We start from the raw sequence: 17,183 nt of genomic DNA on the forward strand, positions 1-17,183 counted from the left end.
ACACTAGCGGCGCGCCAGGACGGCTCCCGGTCAGCGGGCGCCGTGTCCCGGGGCAACTTCCTCGCCGCTGCGGACAGGGCCGGGGGCGGTCCCGTCTCCGAAGGGGCGGCCCCCCAGTGACTCCCGTCCGTGCGCTGTCAGCCATCCGGACAGGTCCGGGCCCTGCGGGACAATGCCGGTGGGATTGATGTCTTCGTGAACGATGTAGTAGTGCTGCTTGATCTGCACGAAATCGATGGTGTCGCCGAATCCGGGCGTCTGGAACAGATCCCGGGCGTAGGCCCACAGCGCCGGCATCTCGCTGAGTTTCTGCCGGTTGCACTTGAAGTGCCCGTGGTACACGGCGTCGAACCGGACCAGCGTGGTGAAGAGGCGTACATCGGCTTCCGTAATCGTGTCTCCTACCAGGTACCGCTGGCCGGTAAGGCGCTCCTCCAGCCAGTCCAGGGCGGTCCAGAGACGGGTGTAGGCGGCGTCATAGGCCTCCTGTGAGCCGGCAAAGCCGCAGCGGTAGACGCCGTTGTTTACCTCGGTGAAGACCCGCTTGTTGACCTGGTCGATCTCCGCCCTGAGATGTGGGGGGTAAAGCTCGGGAGCGCCGGACCGGTGGAACGCCGTCCACTCCGTGGAGAAGTCCAGCGTGATCTGCGGGAAATTGTTGGTGACCACCCCGCCTGACCGTATGTCGACGATCGCGGGAACGGTGATTCCCCGGGGATAGTCGGGGAACCTCCGGAAATAGGCGTCCTGGATCCGTTCGATGCCAAGGACCGGATCGACACCGCCCGGGTCCAGGTCGAAGGTCCAGGAACGTGCGTCGTGCGTGGGACCGGGCTGCCCCAGGGATATGGCGTCTTCAAGGCCCAGCAGCCTGCGGACGATGACCGTCCTGTTCGCCCACGGGCAGGCGCGGGCAGCGATGAGGCGGTACCGGCCGGATTCCACCGGCCAGCCGGGTTCACCGTTCCGCCCGGGCGCGCCGTCGCTGGTGATCCGGTCCTCAATGTAGTTGGTGTCCCGGGTGAATTCTTCTCCGCCCGTGACGTAGGACCCCCTCGTGCTGAACCCGGGGTCGGATGAATGTTCGGCAGTGCGGGAGTCGGAGGTCATGGTCCCACCCTATGTGGTCATGCCCGCCATGAGCACCTGTGCCATGGGCTGCCAGGCCATCCACCAGGAGCCGGCAACGACGCCCGCGAAGAGCAGAATCCACACAACGGAGGGTACTGAAGTGGCCCGGTAGAGGAGATGCGCGTCTGACGTGGGCAGCCTGTCCCGGCGCCGCAAGTGCACGTTGGCGAGTTTGGCCAGGTCACGGACCGCGGCCACAAGCAGCGCCAGGCCCAGCGCAATCACCGCATGGCCGGTGAACTCGGGCGGGACGAAGAGCACCAGGAGTGCGGATCCCAGGACGGCTGCTGCCGTGATGAGCAGCCCGACGGCGTTGCGGATGAACAGGAAAGAGCCCAGCAGGATCAGCGTGCCGACGGACATCGCCGCCGGGCCCCAGCCGTTAAAACCGGACCACACCATGGCCGCGCCGACGACACCGGGCACGGGGTAGCCCCAGAACGTGGACCAGACCGCGGGGAGGCGCCCCCTGCTGTAGGTGGTGGTTGTCCCGGAGTGGTCAAGGCTCAGCCTGATGCCCCCGAGCCGCTGACCGGTCATGAGGGCTGCGAACGCGTGGCCGAGTTCGTGGGTGACGGTGGCCAGCAGCCCGAAGTACCGCCAGGAAGCCCGGGGGAGGGACAACACCGTGGCAAGGGCTATGACAATCAACAGTTCGGCGGCCGTCACCTGCGGGGACGGTGACAACGAGAATCCCGAAACGATCCTCTCCCACAACGAACCGGCCACGTCCGTCATGCCCTGCCGCCCGGCTTGGGGGTTGACTTGCCGCCGGCATGATCAATGCAATAGGGCGTCCAGGGGCGCGCTTCGAGCCGGCCTTCGGCGATAGGTTCGCCGCAGATTTCACAGTAGCCATAACTGCCGTCTGCGATCCGGCCCAGCGCCTTCTCAACCTGCGCGAGTGTGGCGCTGCTTTGCTGCATCAGGGCGGCAGCCTGGGAGAGCTCGAAGGCGATGGTGGCGCCCTCGGGATCGTGTTCGTCGTCGACGTTGGAGTTTTGCCGCGCGGCGTTCGCGGAGGTGATATCCGCGCGGAGTGCCGGCAGCAGGAGGGTCTTCCGGGCGCGCTCCGATTCCAGCAGGATCCTGAACCTCTCGACGTCGACCATAGTGTCCAAGGTAGCCCGGTCCGGGGAGCGAGTCGAAAGAGCCTGCAGTAGTGGGGCCCAAAGACCCGTTGCCGCCGTGCCATCCGTCCGTAGAGTAAAAGTGCGTGAAGCCTTACAGCCCGGTGAGCGTCCGCCCGCCGGGTAGGCGCGCATGAAGCCGGGAGGGACCATGAACGATCCGTCGGAGAAGGACCCCGCCGCAGAGGCCGAAGCCCTCGCGGCCGTAGAGAAGCACCACGCCAGCATGCTGAAACGACTCACGGCGCTCACGGACGTTCTGACGGGTTCCGTGGAGAAGCACGACACCGGGGCTGAGCATGATGCGCACGAGGTGCTGCTGGAGTGGTGCGAGAACGAGCTGGTGCCCCATGCGCTCGCCGAAGAAGGCCCGCTCTACGGCGGTCCCAGGAATTCCGCGGAGGGACGGCTGCTGGTTGAAGGCATGCTCGCGGAGCACAAAGTGATCGTAGGACTGGTGGAGGAGTTCCGCGGAGCCAGGGGCGTGGCCGCCGCCGTAGCCGCCGGCGCCATCCAGCGCATCTTTGCCCTGCACCTGGACAAAGAGAACAAGCTCCTCATGCCGTTTGTGGTGTCGTCGCCCGGAATGTCATTGGCCCAAGCCGTGGCAGGATTGCACGAACTGGTAGGCGAAGAACATGCGCACCACCGGGGAACGGGCCATGTGACGCAATAGAGTAAGGCCATGGCGGATGGAACAGGACAAGACCACACAGGCATAGCCGACGAACTGCTCCGCAAACTGGCGGCAGTCCGCGGCGTGAGCACATCCTTCCGCGGCTGGGACGGCATGGAACACCCCGTCGCAGCCCGGACCCTGCACAGTGTGCTGACGGCGCTGGGGGACCGGTCCGGGACAACGGAAGAACTCCACAGCGCCCTGAGCGATGCGGAACTGGAGCCGTGGCGGCGCCTGCTCCCGCCGTCGGTCGTTTCCAGGGAAGGGCGCGAAATCCACGTTGCGGTGTACGTCCCGCATGGAACGCCCGTCAGCGTCTGGGCGGTGACTGAGGACGGTACCCGCGTGGACGCCGGGCAGCGCGAGGATTGGGAGGAGCCGCGCGACGTGGACGGCATCCTCAAAGGGCGCGCGGCCTTCGTCATTTCCGGCGATGTGCCCCTGGGCTGGCACACCCTGCACGCCGATGCTGCCGGGGAAACAGCGGAATGCGCCCTCATCATCACACCCGAGAGGCTCGAGACCACCCGGCGCCTGGCCACCGAACGGCACTGGGGCCTCACGGCACAGCTGTATTCGGTCCGCTCTTCCCGATCATGGGGCATCGGTGACTTCTCCGATCTGGTGGATCTGGCCGCTATTGCGGGACATGACGGCGCGGGTTTCGTCCTGGTGAATCCCCTGCACGCCGGCGAACCACGGCCGCCCATCGAAGATTCGCCCTATCTGCCCACCACCCGCCGCTTCTTCAACCCGCTCTATATCCGCGTCGAGGACGTTCCGGAGTACGGGTACCTGGACCCTGCAGCCAGGACGGCCATCGAGAACCATGCCGCGTCGCTCCACGCTGCTAACACGGCCGACGGCCTGCTCGACAGAAACGCCAGCTACCAGGCCAAACTCGAGGCGCTCGAGCTCATCTTCAAGGTCCGGCGCAGCCCCGGCCGTGCGCGCATGTTTGAAAACTTTTGCGCAGCGGAGGGCAAGGGCCTGGATGACTTCGCCCTGTGGTGCACCCTTGCAGAGCAGCTTTCGCCGACGGCGCCCGAGTGGTCCGGAGCGGCGTCGTCGCCGGACACCCCGTACTGCGGGACCGTGCGGAAGATGCAGGCGGACCGGCTGGAGTTCTACCGCTGGATGCAGTGGATCTGTGACGAGCAGCTGGCCACTGCCCAGCGGGCGGCGAAAGAGTGCGGGATGGCCATCGGGGTCGTGCATGACCTGGCCGTGGGCGTCAAGACAACCGGTGCCGACGCCTGGATGCTCCGCGGCGAGCTGGCCCAGGGCGTTACCGTCGGTGCTCCACCGGACGTCTTCAATCAGCAGGGACAAAACTGGACCCAGCCGCCCTGGCACCCCGGTCGGCTGGCAGCGTCAGGGTACAAGCCATACCGCGACATGCTCCGGACGGTGCTCCGCCATGCAGGCGGCATCCGCGTGGACCACATCCTGGGCCTCTTCCGCCTGTGGTGGATCCCGGAAGGCGCCGGTCCGGACGAGGGCACGTATGTGTACTACGACCATGAAGCACTCATCGGCATCCTTGCGCTTGAGGCCCAGCGGGCCGGGGCGACCGTTGTCGGAGAAGACCTTGGCGTGTTCGAACCCTGGGTCCGCGACTACCTGGCGGAGCGCGGCATCCTGGGAACCTCCATCCTGTGGTTTGAACACAATGAAGCCGGTCCGCTTTCGCCCGAGGAATACCGCCAGCAGTGCCTTACCAGTGTCAACACCCATGACCTGCCCCCTACGGCGGGCTATCTCGCCGGGGAGCATGTCACCCTCCGGGAATCGCTGGGCCTGCTCCTGCGTCCTGTCGAGGAGGAAAGGGCGGAGGCGGCGGCCGAGCAGGAGTCCGTGCTGGCCCTGGTCCGCGAGCGGGGGCTGCTTCCTGAGCCGTCCGGAAGCGTTCAGCGCACAGTTGAGGCGCTGTACGCCTTCACCGCCCTGACGCCGTCTTCCATGTTGGGCGTTGCCCTCGTGGACGCCGTCGGCGAAACCCGGACGCAGAACCAGCCCGGTACCGACGCTGAACACCCCAACTGGCGCATTCCCCTCGCGGGGCCGGATGGTCCCGTCCTCCTTGATGACCTGCCCGACAACGGCCGGTTCAATTCCCTGGTGGGTGTCGTCCGGGAAGCGCTGAAGGCGTCCGGCTAAGTGGTTCCTGCCGGGTTCAGGGTTCGGGAACCGGCGGATGCCCGGGATCGGCCCTCACGGGGCCAAGGATCCGTAGTGCCTCGGCGTGCGACTCCAGTTCCTCGGGGCGCACGGTCTGCCCTCTCAGGAAGCCCGCGCCTGCCAGGACCTGGCGCATCTCCGAAAGCGTTCGCGGCGTACTGACGCCGATGTGCGCCATGGCGTGGCAGTTCGCGCACAACGGAATCAGGTCCGTGACCGGATCCAGCCGATAGTTGCTGACAAGCAGTGAGGCGGGCACGGTGTGGTGGACGTCGATGAATTCCCTGCCGATGTCCCCGTAGGCGGTCTCGAAAGAAAAGCCGCAGGCGGCACAACTGGTCCCGAAGTGGGCGATGCAGGCACGCCGCGCCTCCGGATCCCGTTCGTACCGGTTCATCCCGACGGTGGTGACTGCCCACGCAGGATAGGTCCCGGGCAGCGGCAACGTCGACTCCGGAACAGGCGGCGGGCCTTCCAAGCGCCACAGGTCGCGGATCCGGGCCTCCTCGGATGGCTCCAGGCCCTGGCCGTCGCGGACGTCGTTCCAGCCCACTTCCGGAAGCAGGCGCCCGAGGATTTCCGGCCCCAGCTGGTCGCCGAGGGGCAGCAGGGAGTCGAACGCAACGATCCGCCGGGAGGATGACGTGCCGGCGGCGGACGCCGGCACGTTGCAGGGCTCGGCTGTGATCACCGCGCCGTGCCCGAGCAGGCCAGTCCCTTTCCTTCCCCGCAGCAGCAGCCACGCGTCCGCGCCGGCAGGGACTCCGGCGTCTCCGGCGTCTCCGGCGGCGTGCCACTCGCAATGGAACTGACCGGTTTCCTGCACATGCTCGACGACGGCTGCATAGTTCCAGCCATCCCTGCGGTCCGGGTTCCACACCAGGAAGATAGCAGTCATGTACCCATTCTTTCAGGGCAGTCGGCCGCCTTATCGGCGGAGGACATGGTGCTCGAGCACATAGTCTGCGATCGCCATCGCGGAGGTTGCCGCGGGGGAGGGGGCGTTGCGCAGGAGCGTCACGTGTCCCACCTTCTCGATCACGAAGTCGTCGAGGAGGGTGCCGTCCAGCGACCACGCCTGGGCGCGGACACCGGAAGCGGTCTTTGCTGTGAGGTCGTCCATGCGGAGTTCCGGGACAAACCTTCGTGCCTGTTCGAAATACAGCGGTTTGATCAGCGATCCCGCGATTTCCTTGGCGCCCATCAGCCAGTGCTTCCTGGCCAGCGCCCAGGCGCCCGGCCACATGATCGACGCAGCAGTGTCCCTGAAGGACACCTTGTTCCAACCGTAGCCCTCCCGGGCCAGGGCAGGGACGGCGTTCGGTCCCACATGGATGGAGTCGTAAACGCCGCGGGTGAAGTGCACGCCCAGGAAAGGGAAGCGGGGATCCGGCACCGGGTAGATCATGCCCCGGACCAGATGTTGCTTGGCCGCAGACAGGCCCCAGTACTCTCCGCGGAAGGGCAGGATTTTAGGCGCCGGGGCAGCACCGGCAAGCCCGGCGACCACATCGGATTGCAGGCCGGCACACACGATCAGGCGATCGAACACGAACTCGGCCTGTGGCGTGGTGACCCGTACTTCGGCGCGCCCTGACGCGATGGCGGTGGCCTCCTGACCGAAGACAATCCGTCCGCCTGCGGACCTGATGTCCTCGGCCATGGATTCCGTGATGGCAACAAAGTCGACGGCGGCGGTATGGGGTGAGTGAAGCGCCGCCACCCCTGCAACGTGCGGTTCGACGTCGCGCATCTCGCCTGGACCCAGGCGGCGCAACCCGGGCACCCCGTTCGCGATGGAGCGGCTCTCGATGTTGGCCAGGGCGGGAAGTTCGTGGTCCGTCACCGCAACGACGAGTTTGCCGAGTTCCCGGTACGGCAGGTTCTTCTCCTTGCAGTAGTCCCGCGTCAGCACCCGGCCGCGCTGGCACAGCAGGGCTTTCAGCGAACCCGGGGCGTAGTACAGGCCCGCGTGCACCACCCCGGAGTTATGCCCTGTCTGGTGCGTGGCAACGCGATGTTCCTTTTCGAGGACAGTGACCTCCGCGAGTCCGCGGCTGCTGAGGGCGCGTGCAATCGCGATTCCGACGATGCCGCCGCCAATGATGCCTATGCGCTCAGTCATTGATTCGACGATCCGCCCGGCCGCGAGCTGATAACCGCACTTTCAGATCCATGCATGCCGCCGCAGCGGCGGTTTGGCTCCGCCAGGGCGCTGAACCAGCACCTGGTTGACACCGGTCAGGCCATCCTCGAAGCCCAGCGCACTGGCGGCCATGTAGAGCCTCCAGATGCGCGCCCGCCCGGGGCTGCTGGCGCTGACCGCTTCCTCCCAGCGCTCCTCCAGGTTGCGCACCCACGCGCGGAGAGTGAGGGCGTAGTGGCGCCGCAGCGCTTCGACGTCGAGCACTTCCAGGCCGCCGGACTCCAGCGCACCGATCATGTCGGCGAGGCTGAGCATCTCGCCGTCGGGGAAGACGTAGCGGGGTAAGAACGAGTCCGGGTCCGGACTCGTCGGCCCCGCATTCCAGGAGATCGCGTGGTTAAGCAGCCTGCCACCGGGACGCAGCAGACCGTGGAGCTGGGAGACGTAGCGGGAAATCTGCTCGCGGCCCACGTGCTCGGACATACCGATCGAGCTGATCGCATCGAACGGGCCGTCGTCCACGTCGCGGTAGTCCTGAACCCGGATATCGACGCGGTCGGTCAGGCCGGCGTCGGCCACGCGCTTGCGGGCCAGCCCTGCCTGCTCGTTGGAAAGGGTGACGCCGACGACCTCGACACCAAATTGCCGGGCGGCGTGGAGGGCGAAACTTCCCCAGCCGCAGCCGACGTCCAGCACACGCATGCCGGGCTGCAGGCCCAGCTTGCGGCAGACCAGGTCGATTTTGGCCTCCTGTGCAGCTTCCAGACTCATCGGCCCGTCATCGGCGTCCGTTTGGTCGTTCCAGACAGCGCAGGAGTAGACCATGGACGGGCCGAGAACAAGGGCGTAGAAGTCATTGCCGACGTCGTAATGATGCGAGATTGCTGCGGCATCGCGGGTCTTCGAGTGGCGTCTGCCGTGTCGATGGATCCTGGATTCCTCCGGTGGCGGAGCAGGATTCGGACCGATCGCACCGGTCAGGACTGCGGTCCTGAACAGCGTCCACGTCTCCTTCGCCGATAGCGGGGGAAACGGCCCGGGCTCGGCGAACTTCCCGGCCGAGCTCAGGGCGGCGAAGCTGGCGAAAATGTCACCGGGTGCGTCTATGTCCCCGGCGACATACGCCCGACTGAGGCCCAGCTGCCCGGGGGACCACAGCATTCGGCGCAGGGCGCGCCGGGAACGGAATTCGACCACCGGCGCGCCGTCCGGGCCCGCCTCGGAGCCATCCCAGGCGCGCAGCCGCAGCGGGATCCCTTCGGTGCCCAGGACTATGGCCAGCGCTTCGGCCAGCCGTGGTGCCGCACCTGTTGTCTTCGCCATGTGCATGCCTCTCATTCCACCCTGAAACTGCTGCCTGCCGGTCCTCATGTCATGGCTGCGGGAGTGCTGCATGCGCCCTCCCGCACCTGTAATTGTTCAATCTATGGTGCAACCCCCGCCGGTGTCTTGGGCCTAACGACACTCCCGGAGCCGCCGCGCGAAAAAGCGGTCGACCGGCGTGCAGATTGGGAGGAGGATTAAAGGGCATTCACTATGAGGAGGTCAGTGATGTGCTATCCGTATAACAGGGATTTCCAGAGGGACACCAGGAAAGAGGAATCGCGGAAACCTGAGAAGCAGCCGGAACCGCGTGTGGAGATGAAGGACTTCAAGTTCTGGGCTTTCCCGCGCCGGGAACGGAAGTTCGCGGGTTCAGAGCCAGTGGTGGACCGCACCGCCGAAAAGGTTTAGGAATCCTGGACAGAGAAGAGAAGGCCCCGCATTGCGGGACCTTCTCTTCTCTGTCTTCTCTTCTCTACAAATCTTCCTTGGAGAGCGCCTTGGTCTCGGCCGGAGTGGAGCGTCCCAAGCGTTCGTCGAGGGCCACACGCAGCTTTGCTGCGGCAACCTGGACCCTGTGCTCGGAAGGGGTCAACTGCCTGTCCCGCGGCGCGGACACGTGACGGGGCGTCCGGGATTTCTTCTGTTCCGGTGTGCTGGTGCTCATGGCCTGCCCTCCTCCGTTCGGTTCGTGCTCGTGGTTCCATTGTCGCCGATTGGTTCCCCTGAGTCCACGGCGTCGACGTCCTCATCCCATGGGCCGCCATCGCCGTTGGCCTCCGCCACGGATTGCCACGCAATGTCCAGCAACTCAAGCTCCTCTTCACGCGCGAGGTCGCTCCGAGCCAGGACCGCAAGGGACGCGAGGCCAATGGCCTTGGCATCCTCGTGTTCCTCCAAGGCTTTGTCCAGAGCCCACTGCGTGCGCTTCCACCATTCGGCGCGGTCGTCAGCCCGCGTTCTTTGCCTCAGCGCCTGGGCGTCCGCCACGGCTTTTTGCCGCAGTGTCCGCCACCCAATGAAGGCGGCGAGAACGGCTCCCGCCAGCACCGCCAATGGACCCAGCGCGGCCACGATCTGCCACCACTCGGCAGGGGCCGAAAGGGCAGCTTCAAAAGGGGCCGGAAACAACAACTTCACAGAACCAGACTAGGCCTTGCCCCCGGCGGGACGGGTATTTGGTGAGCCGCGACAGCGAGTCTCCTGATCCGGTAAGCCATTGGCCGGTACCGTTGGTTTGGGGGTGCATGACATGGAGAACCGGCTAACCGACCGCCTGTGGGACAGGGACGTGCAGGCGTTCATTGCTGCCTGCCGCCAAGAGCGGCTGAGCGACATCACGGTGAGCCAAAAGGAAGCGGACAACGGGCAGTCGCTCTTGGCCGTTTCGGCAACTTACCGATCCGGGAAAGGGCGCATTCAGCCGGTCGGTTACCGGTGGGTGACGTCAAGATCCGGCCTGGCGGGGGAGGTTTACGTTGGGAAGGCCAAGGCTCCGGCCGGGCTGGAGTTGGACGGCCTGTTCTGGCTGGCCCTGAGGGCCGGCCTGTGGGGGGAGCGGCGACACCTTGCCTTTGCGCTTCTGGCGCTTGCCGACCTCCGGTCAAAAGCCGACGGCGTCCGCGGCCGGCTGCAGCTTGAGTACCTCGGGACGCTTGGCGGCAAAGCCTCAATGGCACAAGCACAGGAGCTGACCCTCCAGACGCTCAATGATCTCGCCTACCTTTACGGCACCCGTACGACGCCAGCAGCCTGAGCTGAAGCCCGCATCAAGAAAGACAAGACGATTCCACACCGCAGTACCAAAGCATTGACCCTTGTGACCGCCGTACTTTTGCTGGGAGGACTGTCCGGCTGTGACGCAGCAGCATCCGCCGGAACTGCCATTGCCAAAACCCTCCGAAGCGCAGCACCGGTCCCTGGTGCAGAACAGCCGGCCGCACAGCCGGCAATAAACCCGCAGGAGGTTGCTGCTGCAATCGCCCAGCTTGGCAACATTCCGGTGAAGGGGCGCGCACCGAAGACGGGTTATAGCCGCGACCAGTTTGGCCCGGCCTGGGCTGACGTGGACCGAAACGGATGTGACACACGTAACGACATCCTGGCCCGGGACCTGACCGGCGAGACATTCAAACCCGGCACCCGCGACTGCGTTGTGGCAACCGGCACACTGGCGGACAAGTACACGGGCACGACCATACGGTTCGTCCGCGGTGCCGATTCCAGCTCAGCGGTACAGATAGACCACATCATTCCGCTGTCACTTGCCTGGCAGACCGGCGCCCAGCAGTTCAGCGTCGAGCAGCGGAGGCAATTCGCCAACGATCCCCTGAACCTCATGGCCGCCGACGGCGCGGCGAACTCGGCAAAGGGCGACCGTGACGCCGCCACCTGGCTGCCGCCGAACAAGGCCTTCAGGTGCGAATATACGGCCCGGATGACCGCGGTGAAGGCAAAGTACAAGCTATGGGTCACCCAGCCCGAGCATGACGCGATCCAAGGCATCCTGGCCGCCTGCACGTAATCCCGGGCGATGGTCCCTTTCCATCACCGGTACTTTTGGCTCTGGGGATCGTCCCCCCGCAGCACCACACTGGTGCAATGAGTGCTGTGCTGACGCTGATTCCCCCGGTCGAACGCAACGTGGGCGCCAACCGGGCGCTACATCCGGACCGTCTCTGGATCCGCCTGGTCCGCGGCGGGGCCGGACTTGCCATGCTCGCCGCTCTCGCCCAGGAGTTCTACGACGCGACGCAGCCGGGCAACTCCGTCGACATCCCCCAGCTCATCTCGCAGTTCACGTTCCAGTCGAACCTCGTCCTCGGGCTCGTGCTGCTTGTGTCGGCCGCGCGACCGCGGGCGCGGCTGCCCCAGTGGTGGGATCACCTCTTCGGGGCCCTCGCGTTCTACCTGGTGATGACGGGCATTATCTACGTGGTGCTCGTGGCCCCGCCCGGGGAGCCGTGGTGGACGCTGGACATGTACTGGCCGTGGATGATCACGCACCGCATCGCACCGGTGGTCGCGGTGCTCGATTGGCTACTCGTCACCCGCACCGTCCGTGGCCCGTGGCAGCGGCCCCTCCTCTGGCTTTGCTACCCAGTCTCTTTCCTGATCTTCTCGTGGGTGCGCGGCGCCCTCGATGGCTGGTATCCCTACGACTTCCTCGACCCGAGGCTCGACGGCGGCTGGCCGGCGGTGATCACCACGAGCGCCCAGGTGCTCGCCGCGTTCCTCATAGCAGGGGTTCTCGTGCACCTGGCCGGCAATGCCCGGGTGGGCCTGGCCCGCGATCTCGGAAAGGAACCCCATGCGGCGTCCCGGACGGTGCCGTGAGATGCGCGGAAGCGTGGGTGGAGACAGAAAAAAACCCCAGGAATCCGTGGATTCCTGGGGTTTTCCCTTGTGCGCGGAGGGGGACTTGAACCCCCACCCCCTTTCGAGGACTAGCACCTCAAGCTAGCGCGTCTGCCATTCCGCCACCCGCGCAGGTGGTAATTCGGAGATCGTTTCCGCCTTTCAGCGTTTTGGATTTCTCCGAAGCAGCGAGAAAGACTCTAGCACGACTTTTCGGGAAACAAATAATCGGGGGTAGCGGGGGCCTTGTGGGTAGGCTGAAACCAGCAATCAAGCCGCCCCCACGAGGAGTGAAACATGACTGAAGTACGCCCCGAGGATGAAGTCGTCAGGATCTGCCAGGAACTGATCCGGATCGACACTTCGAACTACGGCGACGGAACAGGTCCGGGGGAGCGGGCTGCTGCGGAATACACCGCCGGACTCATCGCCGAAGTGGGGTTGGAGGCTGAGATCTTCGAATCGGCGCCCGGCCGTGCCAATGTCGTAACCCGGATCGCCGGAGAGGACCCGTCGGCAAGCGCCCTCGTTGTCCACGGGCATCTGGACGTGGTGCCGGCACTCCGGGAACAGTGGTCAGTCGACCCCTTCGGCGCAGAGTTGAAGGACGGTCTGATCTGGGGCCGCGGAGCCGTGGACATGAAGGACATGGACGCCATGATCCTTTCAGTGATGCGGAATTTCGCCCGGACCGGACGCAAGCCCAAGCGCGACCTGATCTTCGCTTTCTTCGCCGACGAGGAAGCGGGCGGCACCTACGGCGCCCGTTACGCCGTCGAAAACCGCCGGGAACTTTTCGACGGCGCCACGGAGGCAATCTCTGAAGTCGGCGGCTTCTCCGCAACCATCGGCGGCCAACGGACCTACCTCCTGCAGACCGCGGAAAAGGGCCTGTCCTGGTTGCGGCTGGTGGCCCACGGCCGTGCGGGCCACGGTTCGCAGATCAATACGGACAACGCCGTCACGCGCCTTGCCAGCGCGGTATCCCGCATCGGTGAATACAGGTGGCCGGTGGAGCTGACACCCACCACCCGGCAGTTCCTCGACGGCGTGACGGAACTCACGGGCGTGGAATTCGATCCGGACGATCCGGAAAAGCTCCTCAAGGAACTCGGGACCGTGGCCCGGTTCGTGGGAGCCACCCTGCAGAACACCACCAACCCCACGCTCCTCAAAGGCGGGTACAAGCACAACGTCATTCCCGAGTCTGCTGAGGCCCTGGTGGACTGCCGGACACTTCCCGGCCAGGAACAGCAGGTGCTCGAGATCGTGAAGGAACTCGCCGGCACCGGCGTCGAAGTTTCCTACGTCCACAACGACGTCTCATTGGAAGTGCCGTTTGCCGGGAACCTGGTGGATTCCATGATCGACGCCCTGCACGCCGAGGACCCCGGCGCCAAGGTCCTGCCCTACACGCTGTCCGGCGGGACGGACAACAAATCCCTCAGCCGGCTGGGCATCACCGGGTACGGCTTCGCCCCGCTGCAGCTTCCCGATGAACTGGACTTCACGGGCATGTTCCACGGCGTGGACGAGCGTGTGCCCGCCGAATCCCTCAAGTTCGGCGCCAGGGTCCTGGATAGGCTCCTGACCACCTACTGATCCCGCACGCTCCCGAATGACCCGAGACGCCCCGGAAAGGCGGCCCATGACTCCTGACCAGATCCTTACCGAGCCATTGCTGGAGCGCATCCGTGGCCGTGCCGCCGGTTACGACCGGGAGAACGCATTCTTCACTGAGGATCTGGAGGAACTCGCCGCAGCGGGTTACCTCAAGATCTTTGTGCCGGCGGCCGACGGCGGGCTGGGCCTCGGGCTAGCAGCGGCAGCCCAGCTGCAAAGGAGGCTTGCGACGGCGGCGCCGGCCACCGCACTGGCCATCAACATGCACCTGGTCTGGACCGGCGTCGCGCATGTCCTGGCCGCCCGCGGCGATTCCTCGCTCGATTTTGTCCTTCGGGAGGCCGCGCAGGGAGAGATCTTCGCGTTCGGCAACTCGGAGGCCGGCAACGACTCGGTGCTTTTCGATTCACAGACCGTTGCCACGCCGCATGCGGACGGCAGCTACAGCTTCACCGGGCGAAAGATTTTCACCAGCCTTTCCCCGGCGTGGACCAGGCTCGGCATCTTCGGCAAAGACGGTTCTGCCCGGGGCGGCGAGGGGGAACTGGTCCACGGCTTCCTCGGCAGGGACGCATCTGGCTACGACATCCTTGACGATTGGGACACCCTCGGCATGAGGGCCAGCCAGTCAAACACCACGGTGCTGAACGGCGCCATGGTGCCGGCCGACCGGATCTTCCGAAAACTTCCGGTGGGACCGAACGCGGACCCGCTGATCTTTGCCATTTTCGCCTGCTTCGAGACGCTGCTCGCGGCTGTCTACACGGGCATCGGCGAACGGGCTCTCGCCCTGGGCGTTGAAGCCGTGAAGCGGCGGACGTCCTTCAAGAATGAGGGGCGCAGCTACGCCCAGGACCCCGACATCCGGTGGAAGGTGGCAGAGGCGGCCATGGCGATGGATGCTCTGTATCCGCAGCTTGCAGAGCTGTCGCGTGACGTTGACGGGGTAGTGGACCACGGCAGCCAGTGGTTTCCCAGGCTTGTAGGCCTCAAGGTCCGGGCCACGGAAACCGCGCGCACGGTGGTGGATCTGGCAATCCGGGTGTCCGGCGGATCCAGCTACTTCCGGGGATCTGAGCTGGAACGGCTCTACCGTGACGTGCTGGCCGGCATGTTCCACCCCTCGGACGACGAATCAGCGCACAACACCGTGGCCAACGCCTGGCTGGGGAAGCTGGAGACGCCGTAGGCGGCTGTACTGAACGGTGCACCGGGCAGATGACCTAGACAGTCCGCTGGACCTGGATGACCTTCCGGCGGAGCCAGAAGCGCCGCCCGCCGCCCAGATAGAGGACGCTGCGCTCCAGTTCCCACTTGCCGTATTCGGAATGTTCGACGAGGCGCCGGCGGGCCTCCGGCAGCGAATCCTCAGGGCTGACCGTCAGTACAAGGTACTCGTACTGCCTCGCGTAGTCCCGCTCCCGATGGACTGAACTGCTCAGAAAATGTTCTTTCATTGCTCTCCATTTTCGTCTTTTTCCGGCTAACGTGAAGTCATGAGCATCGATCCGCGTGTCGCGCTTCAGTCCCTGACCACAGCCCTTGAAGAACACCTGATCGCAGCCTCCGCCCGGCGGGGCGAAGGGGACCCAACGGTCGAAGCGGCCTTCTTTGCCGTAGCCGATGCCTTCGAAGTTTATGACGATTCCCTCTACGAGGCATATGGCGAGGTGACTCCCCTGGAGGTCATTGACGACGTGGAAGACGACGACGATGACCAGGATGCCGAAGAAGACGAAGAGCTGGAAATCGTCGACGACTAAGTCACCGGGTCAACAGGATCCAAACTGCTACTCCACCGTTGAGACGTCTTCCAGCGCCCGCGCAATTTCCGCAGGCACGTGGGTCAGCTGAGAATTCAGGATCTCTTTCAGTTGCACGGGGGACCTGGCACCCACAATCGCGGTAGCCACGCCATGCTGTGACAGCAGCCAGCTCAGGGCAACATCGATGGGGGAGCGGCCGAGTCCCCGCGCGGCCATCGCGACCGCTTCCACGATCCTGGACGCTGGCTCCTCCAGATAGGGCTCCACGTAGCCGGCCAGCCTCTTCTGCGCCGCCCGCGATTCCGCCGGTATGTGCCCCCGGTACTTCCCGGTGAGGACCCCGCGGCCCAGCGGCGCCCAGGCAAACAGGCCCAGGCCGGCGTCCTCGATGGCCGGAATGAGCTCGGACTCGGGTTTCCGCTGCAGCAACGAGTATTCCGACTGGCTGGCCACCAGCGGGAAACCGGCCACCGCCGCGGCCTTTGCCGTTTGCCAGCCGCTGAAATTTGATACTCCGGCATACCGGGCGCGGCCTGTGCGCACCGCAAACTCAAGGGCTGACAACGTCTCCTCCAGAGGGACGTTGGCATCCCATGCCTGCGCAAACCAGATGTCGACGTAATCGGTGCCCAGCCGGGCCAGGCTCGCATCCAGCCCGGATAGCATGCCGTTGCGGGAGGTATCGACGCTCCTCCGGCCGTCCGACGTCGACACTCCGGCTTTGGTGGATATCACCACTTCAGAGCGGGAGACAACGTCACCGAGCATTGAGCCCAGGAGGGCCTCTGCCTGGCCATCGGCGTACGAGGCGGCAGTATCGATCACGGTCCCGCCGGCGTCAACGAACGAACGCAGCAGTTCGGAGGCATCCTGCTCATCCGTCTCCCGTGCCCATGACATGGTTCCAAGGGAGAGTGAGGACACGCGCAACCCACTGTTGCCGACATAACGCTGCTGCATAGCAGTTAGCTTACGGGGATTCACCATGCTCCATGACGTAGGGTCTATAAACGTGAACTGGTTTGAAGCGGCCCTGCTGGGTCTTGTCCAAGGGCTGACCGAATTCCTCCCGATTTCCTCAAGCGCCCACCTGCGCATCGTCGGTTCGTTCCTTCCCCATGCAGCGGACCCGGGAGCAGCGTTTACCGCCATCACCCAGCTCGGAACCGAGACCGCGGTGATCATCTATTTCTGGCGGGACATCGTCCGGATCGTTAAGGCCTGGTTCGGCTCCTTGACGCGGCGCGTGCCGTCCGACGACCCGGATGCCCGCATGGGCTGGCTGGTGATTCTGGGCAGCCTCCCGATCATCGTCCTCGGCCTGATCTTCCAGGACCAGATTGAGTCCGTACTCCGCAGCCTCTGGATCGTGGCCACCATGCTCATCGCCTTCGGCCTGATCCTCGCCGTCGCTGACGCGGTGGGCCGCCAGGAGCGCGACCTGACGAAGCTGACGTATAAGCACGGCATCCTCTATGGTTTCGCTCAGGCCATGGCACTCATCCCGGGTGTGTCGCGGTCCGGCGGAACCATTACGGCCGGCCTGCTGATGGGATACACCCGCGAGGCAGCGGCCCGGTATTCGTTCCTCCTGGCCATTCCGGCAGTGTTCGGCAGCGGCCTCTACCAGCTATACAAAGTGGTATCCAAGGAAGGGATCACAGGCCCCTACGGCTTGCCGGAAACAGCCCTGGCCACCGTGATTGCCCTCGTCGTCGGCTACGTCATCATCGGCTGGTTCCTGAAATTCGTCTCCACACGCAGCTACCGGCTGTTCGTCTGGTACCGCATCTTCCTCGGCCTGGCGCTGTATTTGCTGCTCGGTTTCAATGTCATCAGCGCCTAGC

At 65.1% G+C, this 17,183-nt stretch carries 19 protein-coding genes and 1 tRNA gene; 9 read left to right on the forward strand and 11 right to left on the reverse strand.

Annotation, left to right across the window (positions count from 1 at the left end; translation table 11 throughout):
- Nucleotides 1-30 precede the first annotated feature (30 nt).
- The 3 genes from WMN78_RS17165 to WMN78_RS17175 are packed head-to-tail and all read right to left on the reverse strand — an operon-like array spanning nt 31 to nt 2,243.
- A complete protein-coding gene (locus WMN78_RS17165) occupies nt 31-1,110 on the reverse strand; it encodes a glutathione S-transferase family protein (RefSeq protein ID WP_340534942.1) in 1,080 nt (359 codons plus the stop codon).
- 9 nt (nt 1,111-1,119) lie between these two features.
- Nucleotides 1,120-1,869, reverse strand: a complete 750-nt coding sequence (locus WMN78_RS17170) for a M50 family metallopeptidase (RefSeq protein ID WP_340534943.1) — start codon at nt 1,867-1,869, stop codon at nt 1,120-1,122.
- Nucleotides 1,866-2,243: a TraR/DksA family transcriptional regulator gene (locus WMN78_RS17175; RefSeq protein WP_340534944.1), complete on the reverse strand. Its 378-nt coding sequence runs from the start codon at nt 2,241-2,243 to the stop codon at nt 1,866-1,868. The genes WMN78_RS17170 and WMN78_RS17175 overlap by 4 nt, the downstream gene beginning before the upstream one ends.
- A 169-nt stretch (nt 2,244-2,412) precedes the next feature.
- On the opposite strand from WMN78_RS17175, the gene WMN78_RS17180 reads away from it, so the two are divergent.
- Both WMN78_RS17180 and malQ read left to right on the forward strand, forming a co-directional pair.
- The gene (locus WMN78_RS17180) at nt 2,413-2,937 is read left to right on the forward strand and encodes a hemerythrin domain-containing protein (RefSeq protein ID WP_340534945.1); all 525 of its coding nucleotides are present in this window, start codon (nt 2,413-2,415) and stop codon (nt 2,935-2,937) included.
- Between the two features lie 9 nt (nt 2,938-2,946).
- Nucleotides 2,947-5,100: a 4-alpha-glucanotransferase gene (gene malQ, locus WMN78_RS17185; RefSeq protein ID WP_340534946.1), complete on the forward strand. Its 2,154-nt coding sequence runs from the start codon at nt 2,947-2,949 to the stop codon at nt 5,098-5,100.
- 16 nt (nt 5,101-5,116) lie between these two features.
- Here the strand turns inward: malQ and WMN78_RS17190 are convergent, their stop codons facing one another.
- The 5 genes from WMN78_RS17190 to WMN78_RS17210 form a co-directional block, all read right to left on the reverse strand.
- Nucleotides 5,117-6,019, reverse strand: coding sequence for an HNH endonuclease (locus tag WMN78_RS17190; protein WP_340534947.1), 903 nt, complete (start codon nt 6,017-6,019; stop codon nt 5,117-5,119).
- Nucleotides 6,020-6,049: 30 nt separating this feature from the next.
- A complete protein-coding gene (gene lhgO / locus WMN78_RS17195; RefSeq protein WP_340534948.1) occupies nt 6,050-7,246 on the reverse strand; it encodes an L-2-hydroxyglutarate oxidase in 1,197 nt (398 codons plus the stop codon).
- Nucleotides 7,247-7,288: 42 nt separating this feature from the next.
- Nucleotides 7,289-8,590, reverse strand: a complete 1,302-nt coding sequence (locus tag WMN78_RS17200; RefSeq protein ID WP_340534949.1) for a class I SAM-dependent methyltransferase — start codon at nt 8,588-8,590, stop codon at nt 7,289-7,291.
- A 475-nt stretch (nt 8,591-9,065) separates the two neighbouring features.
- The gene (locus WMN78_RS17205) at nt 9,066-9,257 is read right to left on the reverse strand and encodes a hypothetical protein (protein WP_340534951.1); all 192 of its coding nucleotides are present in this window, start codon (nt 9,255-9,257) and stop codon (nt 9,066-9,068) included.
- Nucleotides 9,254-9,730 carry a hypothetical protein gene (locus WMN78_RS17210; protein WP_340534952.1) on the reverse strand — a complete coding sequence of 159 codons (477 nt, stop codon included), beginning with the start codon at nt 9,728-9,730 and terminating at the stop codon, nt 9,254-9,256. Before WMN78_RS17210 ends, WMN78_RS17205 begins: the two co-directional genes overlap by 4 nt.
- A 112-nt stretch (nt 9,731-9,842) precedes the next feature.
- Here WMN78_RS17210 and WMN78_RS17215 point away from each other — a divergent pair, with 112 nt between their 5' ends.
- From WMN78_RS17215 to WMN78_RS17225, 3 genes are all read left to right on the forward strand, one after another.
- Nucleotides 9,843-10,346, forward strand: a complete 504-nt coding sequence (locus WMN78_RS17215; RefSeq protein ID WP_340534954.1) for a hypothetical protein — start codon at nt 9,843-9,845, stop codon at nt 10,344-10,346.
- 63 nt (nt 10,347-10,409) lie between these two features.
- On the forward strand, nt 10,410-11,114 hold the full coding sequence (locus WMN78_RS17220; protein WP_340534955.1) for an HNH endonuclease family protein: 705 nt from the start codon (nt 10,410-10,412) through the stop codon (nt 11,112-11,114).
- A 77-nt stretch (nt 11,115-11,191) separates the two neighbouring features.
- Complete coding sequence (locus tag WMN78_RS17225) at nt 11,192-11,926, forward strand: Pr6Pr family membrane protein (protein ID WP_340534956.1); 735 nt, start codon at nt 11,192-11,194, stop codon at nt 11,924-11,926.
- Nucleotides 11,927-11,996: 70 nt separating this feature from the next.
- On the opposite strand, the gene WMN78_RS17230 is transcribed toward WMN78_RS17225, so the two are convergent.
- Nucleotides 11,997-12,079: transfer RNA gene (locus WMN78_RS17230), tRNA-Leu, on the reverse strand.
- A 165-nt stretch (nt 12,080-12,244) separates the two neighbouring features.
- Here WMN78_RS17230 and WMN78_RS17235 point away from each other — a divergent pair.
- Nucleotides 12,245-13,549: a M20/M25/M40 family metallo-hydrolase gene (locus tag WMN78_RS17235; protein WP_340534957.1), complete on the forward strand. Its 1,305-nt coding sequence runs from the start codon at nt 12,245-12,247 to the stop codon at nt 13,547-13,549.
- 46 nt (nt 13,550-13,595) lie between these two features.
- Nucleotides 13,596-14,759, forward strand: a complete 1,164-nt coding sequence (locus WMN78_RS17240; protein WP_340534958.1) for an acyl-CoA dehydrogenase family protein — start codon at nt 13,596-13,598, stop codon at nt 14,757-14,759.
- 34 nt (nt 14,760-14,793) lie between these two features.
- On the opposite strand, the gene WMN78_RS17245 is transcribed toward WMN78_RS17240, so the two are convergent.
- Entirely contained in the window at nt 14,794-15,027 is a 234-nt protein-coding gene (locus WMN78_RS17245) for a DUF5703 family protein (protein ID WP_340534959.1), read from the reverse strand.
- A 39-nt stretch (nt 15,028-15,066) separates the two neighbouring features.
- Here WMN78_RS17245 and WMN78_RS17250 point away from each other — a divergent pair, with 39 nt between their 5' ends.
- Nucleotides 15,067-15,333, forward strand: a complete 267-nt coding sequence (locus WMN78_RS17250; RefSeq protein ID WP_340534960.1) for a hypothetical protein — start codon at nt 15,067-15,069, stop codon at nt 15,331-15,333.
- Between the two features lie 27 nt (nt 15,334-15,360).
- Here the strand turns inward: WMN78_RS17250 and WMN78_RS17255 are convergent, their stop codons facing one another.
- Nucleotides 15,361-16,296 carry an aldo/keto reductase gene (locus tag WMN78_RS17255; RefSeq protein WP_340534961.1) on the reverse strand — a complete coding sequence of 312 codons (936 nt, stop codon included), beginning with the start codon at nt 16,294-16,296 and terminating at the stop codon, nt 15,361-15,363.
- A 52-nt stretch (nt 16,297-16,348) separates the two neighbouring features.
- Between WMN78_RS17255 and WMN78_RS17260 the strand changes: the two genes are divergently transcribed.
- A complete protein-coding gene (locus tag WMN78_RS17260; RefSeq protein ID WP_340534963.1) occupies nt 16,349-17,182 on the forward strand; it encodes an undecaprenyl-diphosphate phosphatase in 834 nt (277 codons plus the stop codon).
- The last annotated feature ends 1 nt before the right edge of the window (nt 17,183 follow it).

The sequence above is a fragment of the Arthrobacter oryzae genome, from assembly GCF_037911235.1.
Classification (GTDB): domain Bacteria; phylum Actinomycetota; class Actinomycetes; order Actinomycetales; family Micrococcaceae; genus Arthrobacter; species Arthrobacter oryzae_E.

Excerpts from the sequence above, each read along its gene's own strand:
- WMN78_RS17165 (WP_340534942.1), bottom strand. The coding sequence starts at position 1,110 with ATGACCTCCGACTCCCGCACTGCCGAACATTCATCCGACCCCGGGTTC.
- WMN78_RS17170 (WP_340534943.1), bottom strand. The coding sequence starts at position 1,869 with ATGACGGACGTGGCCGGTTCGTTGTGGGAGAGGATCGTTTCGGGATTC.
- WMN78_RS17175 (WP_340534944.1), bottom strand. The coding sequence starts at position 2,243 with ATGGTCGACGTCGAGAGGTTCAGGATCCTGCTGGAATCGGAGCGCGCC.
- WMN78_RS17180 (WP_340534945.1), top strand. The coding sequence starts at position 2,413 with ATGAACGATCCGTCGGAGAAGGACCCCGCCGCAGAGGCCGAAGCCCTC.
- malQ (WP_340534946.1), top strand. The coding sequence starts at position 2,947 with ATGGCGGATGGAACAGGACAAGACCACACAGGCATAGCCGACGAACTG.
- WMN78_RS17190 (WP_340534947.1), bottom strand. The coding sequence starts at position 6,019 with ATGACTGCTATCTTCCTGGTGTGGAACCCGGACCGCAGGGATGGCTGG.
- lhgO (WP_340534948.1), bottom strand. The coding sequence starts at position 7,246 with ATGACTGAGCGCATAGGCATCATTGGCGGCGGCATCGTCGGAATCGCG.
- WMN78_RS17200 (WP_340534949.1), bottom strand. The coding sequence starts at position 8,590 with ATGGCGAAGACAACAGGTGCGGCACCACGGCTGGCCGAAGCGCTGGCC.
- WMN78_RS17205 (WP_340534951.1), bottom strand. The coding sequence starts at position 9,257 with ATGAGCACCAGCACACCGGAACAGAAGAAATCCCGGACGCCCCGTCAC.
- WMN78_RS17215 (WP_340534954.1), top strand. The coding sequence starts at position 9,843 with ATGGAGAACCGGCTAACCGACCGCCTGTGGGACAGGGACGTGCAGGCG.
- WMN78_RS17225 (WP_340534956.1), top strand. The coding sequence starts at position 11,192 with ATGAGTGCTGTGCTGACGCTGATTCCCCCGGTCGAACGCAACGTGGGC.
- WMN78_RS17235 (WP_340534957.1), top strand. The coding sequence starts at position 12,245 with ATGACTGAAGTACGCCCCGAGGATGAAGTCGTCAGGATCTGCCAGGAA.
- WMN78_RS17240 (WP_340534958.1), top strand. The coding sequence starts at position 13,596 with ATGACTCCTGACCAGATCCTTACCGAGCCATTGCTGGAGCGCATCCGT.
- WMN78_RS17245 (WP_340534959.1), bottom strand. The coding sequence starts at position 15,027 with ATGAAAGAACATTTTCTGAGCAGTTCAGTCCATCGGGAGCGGGACTAC.
- WMN78_RS17250 (WP_340534960.1), top strand. The coding sequence starts at position 15,067 with ATGAGCATCGATCCGCGTGTCGCGCTTCAGTCCCTGACCACAGCCCTT.
- WMN78_RS17255 (WP_340534961.1), bottom strand. The coding sequence starts at position 16,296 with ATGCAGCAGCGTTATGTCGGCAACAGTGGGTTGCGCGTGTCCTCACTC.